Origin of the sequence: Chelativorans sp. Marseille-P2723 (assembly GCF_902809845.1) — a bacterium.
Taxonomy (GTDB): Bacteria; Pseudomonadota; Alphaproteobacteria; order Rhizobiales; family Rhizobiaceae; genus Chelativorans.
On sequence record NZ_CADDWI010000009.1, the window covers coordinates 317,801 to 330,378 of the forward strand.

11 protein-coding genes and 1 tRNA gene are annotated in these 12,578 nt (G+C 55.6%); 4 read left to right on the plus strand and 8 right to left on the minus strand.

The genetic code is table 11. From position 1 onward, the window contains the following. Positions 1–2: 2 nt before the first annotated feature. From HUS57_RS08840 to metC, 5 genes are read right to left on the minus strand one after another with little or no spacing between them, the layout of a single operon-like run. A complete protein-coding gene (locus tag HUS57_RS08840) occupies positions 3–1,379 on the minus strand; it encodes an FAD/NAD(P)-binding oxidoreductase (protein ID WP_173932826.1) in 1,377 nt (458 codons plus the stop codon). After that, positions 1,376–1,693, minus strand: a complete 318-nt coding sequence (locus HUS57_RS08845; protein ID WP_173932828.1) for a (2Fe-2S)-binding protein — start codon at positions 1,691–1,693, stop codon at positions 1,376–1,378. The genes HUS57_RS08840 and HUS57_RS08845 overlap by 4 nt, the downstream gene beginning before the upstream one ends. Continuing rightward, positions 1,677–2,792, minus strand: coding sequence for an FAD-dependent oxidoreductase (locus HUS57_RS08850; protein WP_173932830.1), 1,116 nt, complete (start codon positions 2,790–2,792; stop codon positions 1,677–1,679). Before HUS57_RS08850 ends, HUS57_RS08845 begins: the two co-directional genes overlap by 17 nt. A gap of 10 nt (positions 2,793–2,802) precedes the next feature. Beyond that, complete coding sequence (locus HUS57_RS08855) at positions 2,803–3,513, minus strand: aspartate/glutamate racemase family protein (protein WP_173932832.1); 711 nt, start codon at positions 3,511–3,513, stop codon at positions 2,803–2,805. Positions 3,514–3,568: 55 nt separating this feature from the next. Next, positions 3,569–4,756 (minus strand): cystathionine beta-lyase, encoded by a 1,188-nt coding sequence (gene metC / locus HUS57_RS08860; RefSeq protein WP_173932835.1) that lies wholly within the window; start codon positions 4,754–4,756, stop codon positions 3,569–3,571. 153 nt (positions 4,757–4,909) lie between these two features. Here metC and HUS57_RS08865 point away from each other — a divergent pair, with 153 nt between their 5' ends. From HUS57_RS08865 to HUS57_RS08880, 4 genes are all read left to right on the plus strand, one after another. Beyond that, on the plus strand, positions 4,910–5,599 hold the full coding sequence (locus HUS57_RS08865; protein ID WP_173932837.1) for a GntR family transcriptional regulator: 690 nt from the start codon (positions 4,910–4,912) through the stop codon (positions 5,597–5,599). Positions 5,600–5,657: 58 nt separating this feature from the next. Further along, the gene (locus tag HUS57_RS08870) at positions 5,658–7,982 is read left to right on the plus strand and encodes a molybdopterin guanine dinucleotide-containing S/N-oxide reductase (RefSeq protein WP_173932839.1); all 2,325 of its coding nucleotides are present in this window, start codon (positions 5,658–5,660) and stop codon (positions 7,980–7,982) included. Between the two features lie 16 nt (positions 7,983–7,998). Next, the gene (locus tag HUS57_RS08875) at positions 7,999–8,340 is read left to right on the plus strand and encodes a RidA family protein (protein ID WP_173932840.1); all 342 of its coding nucleotides are present in this window, start codon (positions 7,999–8,001) and stop codon (positions 8,338–8,340) included. Between the two features lie 202 nt (positions 8,341–8,542). Next, the gene (locus tag HUS57_RS08880; protein ID WP_173932842.1) at positions 8,543–9,523 is read left to right on the plus strand and encodes a zinc-binding dehydrogenase; all 981 of its coding nucleotides are present in this window, start codon (positions 8,543–8,545) and stop codon (positions 9,521–9,523) included. 1,070 nt (positions 9,524–10,593) lie between these two features. Here the strand turns inward: HUS57_RS08880 and HUS57_RS08890 are convergent. The 3 genes from HUS57_RS08890 to HUS57_RS08900 form a co-directional block, all read right to left on the minus strand. Then, positions 10,594–10,669, minus strand: a tRNA-Phe gene (locus tag HUS57_RS08890). A 279-nt stretch (positions 10,670–10,948) separates the two neighbouring features. After that, positions 10,949–11,797 carry an ABC transporter permease gene (locus tag HUS57_RS08895; protein WP_173932846.1) on the minus strand — a complete coding sequence of 283 codons (849 nt, stop codon included), beginning with the start codon at positions 11,795–11,797 and terminating at the stop codon, positions 10,949–10,951. Next, positions 11,787–12,557 carry an ABC transporter ATP-binding protein gene (locus tag HUS57_RS08900; RefSeq protein ID WP_173932847.1) on the minus strand — a complete coding sequence of 257 codons (771 nt, stop codon included), beginning with the start codon at positions 12,555–12,557 and terminating at the stop codon, positions 11,787–11,789. The genes HUS57_RS08895 and HUS57_RS08900 overlap by 11 nt, the downstream gene beginning before the upstream one ends. Positions 12,558–12,578 lie beyond the last annotated feature (21 nt).

Here is a 12,578-nt window from a genome sequence, read left to right on the forward strand (position 1 = left end):
CTTTAGAGTCCGCCAATCTCTGCTATGGTCACAGGCTTCACAGGCATTCTGAGACGGTAATAGCCAACTGCGTCCGGTGAACTACCTGTGTCAGCGCAAAAGCTTTCGACAACGGTATTCCCGCACATGCGCCCTTGGCAGGGTCCCATTCCTGCACGGGTGAAGCTTTTGAACTGGTTGGGTCCCGGGCATCCTTCGCTCAATGCCCGGGAGATTTCCTCACGGCGCACTTCCTCGCACCGGCAGATGGTCACTTGCGGATCTGTTGGTGAGCGAAACCGCGCAAGTGGAAGGTACCGGGCATCTAGAAATGGTCTTATGCGCTGATCTTTCCTGCGGAGCCGGAGCAGGGGCACGGTCTCGCGCCTGAAGTCCGCAGCCTTGAGGAAACCAAGGTCATGCATGATCGCCAGGGCAGCTATTTCACCTGATAAGGCAGCTGACCTTGCTCCCACGATCCCAGCGCCGTCACCTGCACACACCAGCCAATCGCAGGAGGTGCGCCCGAAAGGGTCGACCACTGGGCGGAAACAGGCCTGCAGATCATCCCAGTGATGGTCGCAGCGTGCAGCCATGGTCAGGTTGATGTTGGGAATGATACCTTGATGGAGGAAGACATTCTCGCATTCGAGGGAGAAGTCACGTCTACCATCATTCCAGTGGACTCCAGCCACCTTAGTTGTGCCCATAATCCTCACGGACTCTACTCCCGAGTAATAGGGCACTCCGGAACTCTGGATATTACTTAAGAGCTTGAGACCTTTCATGAGGTAGGAGGGCGAGCATAATGCTCCGGCTACGTGTTTAGCTGCGCGGAACCAGTTGGTTCCCGGTGCGGTATCAAGTAGGGCGCGAACCTTGACGCCTGCTTCTAGGTACTGGTTGACAATCAGGTACAGCAGCGGTCCGCAACCTATGAAAACTGCGTCATCGGCAACGACGCCATCCAATTTCAGCAATATTTGCGCCGCACCCGCTGTCATCACGCCCGGTAACGTCCAGCCTCCGATCGGGAAGGGTCGTTCCATCGCTCCGGTTGCAGCCAAAATACGGTCAGCCAGCAGCTCGCCGGACCCACTCTTCGAAGTCCACGACAATTCCCCCGGTGCAACCCGCCAAACGGTGCTTCCTGGATAGTAGTCAATGCCGGCATCAAGAAAGGGTTGAGCAATATTCTTGCCAGCTGCATAATCTGCACCGAGCACGTGCTGAAGTTTTTGGGAACGCGACCTCATGACGTCCCGGTAAATCTGGCCACCAGGCGTGGGTTGCTCATCGAAGACTGCAACGCTCAATCCGAACTGCTTTGCGCGTAATGCTGCCGACATGCCAGCCGGGCCTGCACCAATGATGGCAAGGTTTACATGCGCGTCTTTCATTCGTAATCACCTAATGAAGCTTCGTGCATGTATTGAGCCTTGCCATCCTGTATTTCCACGATCATGCCTTCGCGAACGCTTTCAAGGCAGGTCTGCCTGTTGGGAATGCCATCGATGGTTGCTAGGCAATCGAAGCAAACTCCCATCATGCAATAAGGTAGACGCGGCGCGCCGCTTACCGGCGAAACACGGGTGAGCTGTACACCGGCTGCCAGCAGGGCACAGGCAAGATTGGCATTCGCCGGAACTTCTACGCGCTGCCCGGAGACAAGGATGGATACTTCCCTGGTAGATGGCTCAAGCTTTCTGAACATTGAACCTCCGCGATGAAAATGGCGCCAGGTCGCCGCCAAGACGTCCTTGAATCAATTTCTCGACCAAGGCAGAGCTATGGAAGGGAGCAAGGGTTACGCCACTATGGACGCTAACGGCATAGACACCGGGCAGTTGGGATGATTCTTCATAGACCGGAATTCCGTCGGGGGTCATGATGCGCAAAGCGCCCCAACTTCGAACTACCCGAGCATGCTTTAAGATGGGGAATGCCTGCGCAGCACGCCGGGCGGTCTCACGAAGAATCGGCAAGGTTGTTCCATCATCAAACCCGGCCTCCTCCGAAGACTCGCCTATGATGCAACCACCCTCGACCGTCTGTCTGATAAAGTTTGTTCCGTAGTCGAGGAAGGGGGCAAGCTTTTCCGTAACAAGAACCTGGCCCCGGACGGGCCTTACTGGCGCGTTAATACCGGCTATCGCTGCCAATTCCTTGTTGGCAAGGCCTGCGGCGAGTACAATTCGTGAGCCGGCAGTTACACCGTCGGTCGTTTCCAGCGTATACCCCATGCCTTCAGGCCGAAAGGACAGGAGCTTGCAACGCGGGCGATAGGCACCACCCCGTCTCTGGAACGCCAGGATAAGCGCGCGTAAAAGATGAAGCGGGTTTGCCGTACCGTCGTCTGGCGAAAACGTTGCACCGACGATGCTCGGTCCCACCCCGGCAAGGCGCTTCCTCAATTCGGAGCCATCGAGAATTTCGAAAGGGCTTGATACCGATGCGGCACGGTCGATCGCCCGCATCATTGCGGTACGCTTCTGAAAGTCCTCATGCGTAAAGCACAAATAGAAGGCACCCGGGCGCCGAAAGTGGAGATCAATTTCAGTTTCCGCCTGCAGCTCATTCGCATAAGAGGCCCAACTATTCGCTGCCGCGCGGGTCAGGTCCGCATAGGCTGGGTTATTGTGCCCTTTGCCCTGAACCCAGATATTGCCGAAATTCCCCCGCGCAGCGCGATGCGCTATGTCTCCTTCGTCTAGCAGCATGACGCTTAACCCATTACGTGCTAGTCCGTAGGCGATGGCTGCACCCACAGTACCACCGCCAACGACAACGAAATCGGGGGATTTCGGGTCCATGATTAGACCCTTACTGGTTGATGAAGCGTCGGGGACGCAGGCTAGCCTGGAACAGGTTGACCATGGTCAGCGTGTCGAAAACGGGAAGACCCAACGCGTCGGAAATATCAGCGCTAAAGGGGGCAAGGTTGGTGCATTCCAAAACCAATGCCCCAACGTCGGGATTCTGCTCAACCATCTGGCGGGCCGTAGCAACAACCTCCTGGCGAAGCGTGCCAAAGCTAACCGAGTTGTCGCCCTCCTTGATCCACCGTACAAAATTTGAGTCTTGCGCCATCCCCATGACAGGCGTGTCTTGAGCGATGCCTACCGCGTCGAGATAGGGTCCGTTCAGCACGTCGCCATTATAGGTGAGAATTCCAACGCGCTTCCCGGTCGGCAGCATTCGCTCGACCATCGGCACCTGAAGAAGACTGCTTGTTGCAACGGGAACACTGCAATAGTCCGCAAGTTCCCGTTGATAAATCGAAAGAAAACCGCAGGTGGTTGTAATGCCGTCCACTCCAGAGGCTATCAGCTCATCCGCTGCCAGCTTGAATGGCTCCAAAAGGCTGGAGTTGTGGAGCTCTGTCATCTTGGACGGAACTGCACCCTTCACCACCTTGTACTGGACCGGGAACGACCAGGTTTCGGCATTACCAATATCACCTAGATAGCGGCGAAAGGCGCTCTCAACCATCAGAATGCCGACAGAGACACCATAATAGATCTTCTTTCTCATCTATCGTTCCAGTTCAGGTTAGAATTCACGCGCCACAGCGCCTTTGGCAACACAGTCAGTCAGGAATCTTGTCGAGTGCCTGCTTAAGATCCGCCTCGAGATCGATCGGATCTTCAAGACCAACAGAAATACGCACCAGACTCCCGCGCTCATTCCAGCGGGTAGCCGTACGTGAATTGGTCGGATCGCCGGGCAGCACAAGGCTTTCGAACCCACCCCAAGAAAAGCCTAGCCCGAATATGTTAAGTGCCTCTGCAAAGATTGCTGCCGAAGCGCGATCTTCTGAATTCAGCACGAAAGCGAAAAGGCCGCTAGCGCCTGTAAAGTCGCGTTTCCATATTGCATGGTCTGGATGAGATGGCAGCGCCGGGTGGATTACCTTCTTCACCTTAGGATGGCATTCAAGCCATTTGGCAATTCTGATACCGTTTTGGCCATGCTCACGCAAACGGAGCGATAGCGTCCGTAATCCGCGGGAGGCCAAGAAAACATCTTCCGAGCTAACCCGATATCCAAGCCAGTTCGCTGCCGCACGCAGCGCGGTGTAATGCTCTTGGCCGGCACAAACCAAACCAAGCATGCCGTCGGAGTGACCTATCACATATTTGGTTGCAGCCTGGACAACGATGTCGACGCCAAGTGCTGTCGCTTTCATGCATATGGCTGTTGCCCATGTATTGTCACAGACGGTCAATATACCGGATTGTCTAGCCACCCGCGCGATGGCCGGAATATCCTGAATTTCAAAGGTTAGAGACCCGGGCGATTCTAAGTAGATCATCTTGGTATTTGCCCGAAGAAGATCACGGATATCGCTGCCAATTCGAGGATCATAGTAAGTGATCTCGATACCGTTTCGCTGGATGAAAGAATCCAGTGCTACGCGGGCAGGCTCGTATACGGAATCAGTGACAAGAACGTGATCCCCGGGCTTGAGAAACGCCACCAATGGCAGCACACAAGCAGCAAGACCGGAAGGGACTGCAATAGTTCCATAAACCCCTTCGAGCTTTGAGATCGCACTTTCAAACGCAAAAACATCGGGCGTTCCAAAGCGGCCGTAAAAAAGCTCGCCTTGCTTAAACTTATCAGCCTTTGAAGCCTCAAGCTGCGCCATCGTCTCGAAGGAAATCGTCGAGGCGCGGTAAATGGGCGAATTTACTGGAACCTTTTCCCCGCTTGGACGGCCAAGGTGGCAAAGCGTCGTGCTGACAGCCAGGTCGCCATCAAAATTGCTGCCCATCAGCTCCCCCCTCTCCGGCAAACTGGGTGCACTAAAGCCTATTGCATGCCAAAGGTCAATATTGTATGCCAAATTAATTGCATACAAATTGATGATTGATAGAAAGGAGCAAACCTGCTGCGAGGAATGTTCCGACGGCAGGGAGACGCTAGAATGAGAGATGAGGTGTTATCGCTACCGCAGCAGGTCGCCGAATATATTCGTTATCAAATCATCCATGACATCCTAAAGCCCGGCGAACGAATCCGTGAACGGCATATCGCCGAGACTTTGAACGTTTCGCGCACACCCTTGCGAGACGCATTGCAGATTCTCGCTATGGAGCGCCTCGTCGAGTTGCATCCCAATAGAGGCGCAACTATCGTCGATCCAGACACACAAGAGCTATCGCATATGCTCACGGTTTATTCGGAGTTGGAAGTGCTAGCTGGGCGCCTGGCTGCGCGACATGCGACAGAAGCCGATATTCTTAGACTTGAGCAGTGTAGCGTGGAGATGGATTTTGCCTTCAAGAGAGGCGATCGAGCCAGGTATTTCGCTGCAAATCAAGGCTTCCATCTAGCTATTATTAAGGCTTCGCACAATCCGGTCCTGATCGAGATGCACGGTCACCTGAATATCAGGCTCTACCGTATCAGATACCTGGCGGTAATGAATGCGTCGGAATGGAAAGTCGCGGCCAGTGAACATGGCAGCCTACTTGAAGCGCTACGCAATCGAGACGGGGATTTGCTTGCAGAACTACAGACAAAACATCTGAACTTTGCTTGGCGCCTCATTCAGGCGGCTGAAAGCACACGACCCGCTCCGGCAAACCGGCTCCTGGAGCGGCAGGACGACTAGCATTTTGCCCAGCTCACAACCGAAACACGGCTTTTGCACCTAGAGGAAACGTGTCATCATGTTGCCCGAACCGACAAATCCGACGGTAATCGCTCATTGGGGCTCATATCGAGCTCAGTTCAGCGGTAATCGGCTCAAGGAACTTCTGCCGATTGAGGGCGATCCCGATCCATCCCCATTGGCAAACTCGATGATCGACGCGCTTGATAATCCAAGCCGGATCAGGAAACCAGCAATCCGAAAATCCTTTCTCGATGGCGGTCACGCATCAGGTAATAAGAGAGGATGCGATCCGTTCGTCGAGGTTGAGTGGGATGAAGCGTTGACGTTAGCCGCGTCGGAACTGGAGCGCGTCGCGGAGACTTATGGAAATGCTGCAATCTATGGTGGTTCCTATGGATGGGCTAGCGCCGGACGTTTCCACCATGCACAAAGCCAAATCCATCGGTTTCTGAATTGTCTGGGAGGATATACAAAGTCGGTCCAGAATTACAGCTACGCTGCGGCTGACACCATCGTTCCCTATATTCTCGGCAATAAAGACGGGCTGGTCTCAAAGCACAGCTCATTGCGTTCGATTGCCGAGAACTCAGAAATGATCGTGATGTTCGGCGGACTGCCTCGGAAGAACGCACAGGTTAGCTCTGGTGGAATTTCAAGACACATCCTGCAAGAAACATTGGATAAAGCAGCAGCGAAAGGCACCCGACTTATAAACATCAGCCCAATCAGAGACGATGCAGTATGTGATCCCGCGCCAGAATGGATCCCCTTGATTCCAAATACCGACCTGGCCTTGATCCTCGGCATAGGGCATACGTTATTATCGCGCGATCTTCACAACCAGGCTTTTCTAGAGCGCTATACGGTTGGCTTTTCTAAATTTGCTGAGTATCTCACGGGAGCCTCGGATGGCGTTGAAAAGTCCGCACAATGGGCGAGCGCCATCACGGGGGTGCCAACAGAAACCATCATAGGACTGGCCACCGAAATGGCATCTCACCGCGTGATGATCATGATGGCATGGTCGTTGCAACGCGCGGATCATGGGGAGCAACCATACTGGGGTGCAATTGCGCTGGCTTGCATGCTTGGACAGATCGGCTTGCCGGGCGGTGGATTTGGCTTCGGATACGGTTCGGTTAACGGAATCGGGAATGCTATCGTAGAAATGCCGTGGCCTTCCTTGCCGCAGGGAACAAACAAGGTCGATAGTTATATTCCCGTCGCGCGCATTGCGGATATGCTTCTGCACCCGGGAGAAACCTTTGAATTTAACGGAGCGCAGCTTACCTACCCGGACATCAAGCTTATTTATTGGGCAGGCGGGAACCCATTTCATCATCACCAGGACCTGAACCGGCTCAGGAAGGCTTGGGCGCGCCCCGAAACCGTGATTGTCAATGAATCATGGTGGAATCCGTTGGCCAAGCATGCGGACATCGTTTTCCCAGTAACAACAGCTTTGGAGCGCAATGACATTGCGGCTTCAAGTCGAGATCGCTTCATCGGCGCCTCACATAAGGTTGCAGAACCCTATGAGCAGGCGCGCAATGATTATGATGTATTCGCCGCGATTGCAGAAAAGTTAGGGTGCGCCGACGCCTTCACTGAAGGCCGCGATGAAGAAGCCTGGTTGAGACATCTCTACCTTAACGCCGTGCAAAATGCTGGCCGGGTTGGTATCAACCTTCCAGATTTCGAATCCTTCTGGAAAGCGGGCTTTGTCCTCCTCCCAGAGCCGGAGAATGATCGGCCACTACTGGATAGGTTTATCACCGATCCGGAAAGCAATCCGCTGCAAACGCCTAGCGGCAAGATCGAGCTCTTCTCGGAACGTATCGAGAGGTTCGGATACGATGATTGTCCCGGGCACCCCGCATGGTTGGAGCCTTATGAATGGTTGGGAAGCGCGTCACGCTCGGCGACATCGCTACACCTGATTTCAAACCAGCCAGCCACCCGCCTTCATAGTCAATATGACAGTGGCAGCTACTCACGCTCCTTCAAGATCGAGGGGCGCGAGGTAGCGCGGATAAATCCTTCGGACGCAGCGGCAAGAAACATCCAAAACGGAGATATAGTTAGATTATTCAATCAACGCGGGAGTTGCCTCGCTGCTGCGTTGCTGTCCGACGAGATTCGACAAGGCGTGATTCAGCTATCGACGGGAGCGTGGTACGACCCACTCGATCCCGACAGCCCGAACTCACTCGAGAAGCACGGCAATCCCAATGTACTCACGAAGGATCAAGGGACATCAAAGCTTGCTCAAGGACCTAGTGCCCAAACCTGTTTGGTCGAAATGGAACTTTATGATGGTGAACCAAGCCCGGTCACCGCTTTCGACCCTCCAACCTTTGTTTCTCGCAATCAAACCTAACCGTAGGAAAATATAAGTGAAGCGCATAGACTCGAATTCCCGACGCAGTCGGGCAGTTGTTACCAACGGAATTTGTCACCTGGGCGGGCAGGTAGCTGACGATGTTAACGGTGATATCCGTGTACAGACACAGCAGGCCCTTGCGAAAATTGACGATCTTCTGGCCCAGGCAGGTACTGATAAGTCCAAGCTCGTTTCGGTAACGATATGGCTGAAGAGTATGGATGACTATGCCGGCATGAATGAAGTGTGGGATCGTTGGATCGATCCTCAAAACCCGCCGGCGCGCGCCTGTGGTGAAGTTCGCATGGCGGACGATCGTTTTCGTGTCGAAATCATCGCTACCGCTGCCGTATAGATGGCAGTGGATCAGCAAGATGCCTTATCGCACATATGCCTCGGCTTCTCATCAAGCGGAGCGCGGATGCTAAGGCAACGATTTTCGCGAGCCCGTCGTGATACTGAGCTAATGATCATGCTGACCTGGAGATCGCTCGTTTCACGGACCGTCCAAACCACTACAAACAAGTTCTTCGAATTCACTTAAGGGGAAGCAGTTAATGAAGGCGCTAGTGCTGATAGAACACGGCCCGACCACCAACTTTGAGATCCGGGATATCGCTCAGCCCGAGCCGACGGAGGGGCAGGTACTCGTCGAAATTGCGGCCTCCTCTCTGAACCCGATAGATAACAAGATCCGTGGTGGCCTGCCGATCGGCCCTGAGCTCCCGGCACCGATTGGATGCGACTTTGCTGGACGTGTTGCAGCAGTCGGTAATGGCGTCACGAAGTTCAAGGTCGGAGACGAAGTCTTTGGTTGTGCCGGAGGTGTGAAGGGGCGCGGCGGAACGCTGGCAGAGTACATTGCCGCAGATCAAGAACTAATCGCCATCAGGCCCAGCAATATCTCCTTTCGAGAAGCAGCTGCACTGCCGCTTGTGTCTATTACAGCGACCAATTTGCTTGAACGTCTACAGTTGCGCGAGGATGACAGGTTGCTCATCCATGGAGGAGTTGGCGGTGTCGGGCATATTGCACTTCAACTTGCCCGCGGCATCGTAAAATCAATCGCGGTCACTGTTGAAAGCAGTGAGGATGCCGAGCTAGCTAGCAGCTTGGGCGCTGATGAAGTTGTTCTTTTCAGAGAGGAAGAACCAGCCGCCTACACCCAGCGTCTAACCGGCGGCAAAGGGTTTACCGCAATCATCGATACAGTGGGAGGAACCCATCTGACGAAGTCATTCGAAGCGGCTGCATTGGAGGCTCGCATTGCGACCACGGCTGCACGCGCAGAACTCGACCTCGGCCCAGTCCATGCAAAAGCGCTCACGTTGCATGGCATATTCATGTTAATCCCAATGTTGCACAACTATAATAAGCATAGACATGGCGAGATACTTGACAATATTCGGGACGACGTTGAGGCTGGTAAGTTGAAGCCGATTGTCGACGAACGCCGTTTCACGCTGGCCGAGGCACCGCACGCATACGACGAACTTGAAGCGGGACGCGCCAGAGGCAAGATCGTCATCGATATTTGACAGATAAGCCCCTCACCGTCCGTGCTCCGCGGACGGTTAAATCTTCAGGAGCGCCTTGAGCTTTGAGAATGCCATCTCGATCGGATTGAAGTCGGGTGAATAGCGCGGCAACAGGAGCCGCGCACCAACCTTCTCGATCGCCTCGCGCACACCGCTGATTTGCGGGCTGGTATGCTATCCACGACGTCGCCGGGGCAAAGCTCGGGTGCGAGAACCTGCTCCGCATAGGCGAGGAAGGCCTGACCGTTCAGCAGCATCCGCGCGGCCCTGCCGTTCAACCGCAAGCCGGCGCTGAAGGTGATGGTTTCCCAATGGCCATGAGGGAACGGCCGCCCGGCACCGCTGCCGCACAGGCTGCGCCCACGTGATTATGCCATCTTTGTGGATGCCGTAGTCTCATCGATGAAGATCAGTCTATCGGGATCGAGGTCGCATGGGCCGTCGAACGAAGCTATGCGGCGGCGCAGGACATCGGGACGCTGCTGCTCTGAAGCGTGCGCCGTCTTTCTTTGAACGTGATGCCGCGCCGGTCGAGGAACAGCCAGCCGTCAACGGCGCTGCCCGCACGCGTGCTCGCTCTCCGATCGGGCCAAGCGTGACCTCCGGCTACGTCTCAATGAGGTCAAGAATGAAGGCCTCATGCGCGACAAGCTTGGAGCGCGACGGCTGTCCCTAATTGCGGGCTTGTGTCTTGCCGGTCCCGTGATAGCGGCGATACCAGTTCCTGGCTGTCAAATTCCCGATCCGGAAGCGAGGAAAGTCTTGAGGAAATAGGAAGAGAAATTGTTGGGCAGCCGCATAGGCGCTCCCGCCGTAACCATCCTTCCCACGGCGCAGGAATTTCCACAGCATTTCTCAGCCGCCAGTAAAGCGATATGTCGGGCCATTTACCACTTGATGGCGCTTTATTCATCCTCTCAGCCCCTTGTATAATCACGGCTCAATCCATGTTGCATCCATGTCGCGTCGAGTAGCCGAGCACGATGAAAAACCTTGAAAATCAAGGGAGTACATTTGCAACATGATGCAACATGGTTTCGGGGAAGGATGGGAAAACTGCCTGATTTTGTTGGTGCCCAGGGGCGGAATCGAACCACCGACACGCGGATTTTCAGTCCGCTGCTCTACCAACTGAGCTACCTGGGCTTCCATGTTAGGGCGGGGCTTGCCGCGCCTGACCGGCAACGTTGGCGATCGCCGAAAGCGCGTGGGTTATAGCATGAGTTCGTGCGCTGTCCAGCGCCTTTGGCATTAAAAAACCTCTGCAACGGGCGAGCGGAGGATTCCTCCACAGGACCACCGCATCTCGTTCCGCTAAAGGGCGTCAGGAAAGAAGAAGGCGTTCGAAGGGAATCCCAACAGATGCCCTTTGGTAACAAGCACTATGCCGGACGCTCTTCCGCTTGGCTGCCTGTTTTGCTCCGCTCAAGAGCGCCAGGAAAGAAGAATGCGCTCGGCCCTGCCGATAAGCCAACCAATGGCGAGGCCGAGGACAGAAAGAAGCGTCACGCCAGCGATGAGCTGATCGGTAGCGAAAAGCGCTCCGGCCGTCAGGATGTAGGCCCCGATGCCATATTGCGCACCGATCATCTCGGCAGCCACGAGAAGCACGATCGCGATGGATGCGGAAATGCGGAAGCCGGACAGGATGGAAGGCATTGCGCCCGGCACGATGATCTTGCGCACAATAGAAAGCCAGGAGAGCCCGAAAGACTGCCCCATCCGGATCAGGTTGCGATCCACATTGTCCACCCCGCCCACAGTGGCAATCACAGTTGGGAAGAAGGCACCGAAAAGGATCGTTGCCACCTTGGAGCCCTCGCCGATGCCGAACCAGACGATGAAGAGGGGCAGGAGCGCGATTTTGGGTATGGGAAACAGGGCGGAAACAAGCGGCATGAGCCCGGCACGGGCGAGCGAGAAGAGGCCGATCGCCAGACCAACGGCGATGCCGAGGAGGCTTCCTGCCGCCCATCCGGCCGAAAGGCGATAGAGACTGGCACCCAGATGCTGCCAGAGGGTTCCCGTAACAATCAGATCGACAAGGGCGCGGACTGCCTCGGAGGGCGCCGGCAGCGCAATTGGGCTGATCACGCCGGTGCGTGATCCCACCTCCCATAGGCCGACGACAAGAAGGAAGACGACCGGTGCGACCGGCCCCAATGGCCGGTAGGTGAAACCGCCGCCGCGAAATGGTACGGGCCGCGCCCCCTCCCCTGCTTGGACCTGTCCGACCACCGCATCGGCCCTTTTCGTGATTACATCATGCGACATCAGCAATTTCCCGGTCAGCCTCGCGAGCCTCCTCGCGCATGACCTGCCAAACCCGGCGCTGCAGGCTCTCTAGTTCGGCCAGGCGCTCCGGCCGCTCCTCAAGCGGTATTCCGATTTCGACCACCTCGCGGATGCGGCCAGGACGGCGCGAAAGCACGACGACACGGTGGCCCAGGCGCACAGCCTCGGCAAGATTATGGGTGACATAGCATGCGGAGAAACGCTCCCGGTGCCAAAGCGCTGCGAGGTCGTCCATCAGCAATTCACGCGTCTGGCTGTCCAGTGCGGAAAGCGGCTCGTCCATCAGCATTATTGCTGGCCGTACAGCGAGCGCTCGGGCAATGGCCACACGCTGTTTCATACCGCCGGAAAGCTGACGTGGATAGGCCCGGGCAAAATCGGAAAGGTTTGTGCGGGCAAGCACGTCCGAGATAACGGCGCGCTGCCTTTCCACCCCAAGGCGGTGGTCTTCCAATGCCAGACTGACATTGCCCTCGACGGTACGCCACGGCAGGAGGGCAAAGTCCTGGAAGATGTAGGTAATGGGGTTGAGCGAACCTTCGGGCGGCGCGCCCGCGACCATAACCTTCCCAGCATTGGGCTTTTCCAGCCCGCCGGCAATCCTGAGCAAAGTCGATTTCCCGCAGCCCGAAGGCCCGACAATACAGACGATCTCGCCGTCACCCACCGCAAAAGAGACATCCTCCAACACATTGGTGGTGCCGTAACGGTGGGTGATCCCCTTCACATTAAGTTGCATGGACCGAACAACTTGCTCAAG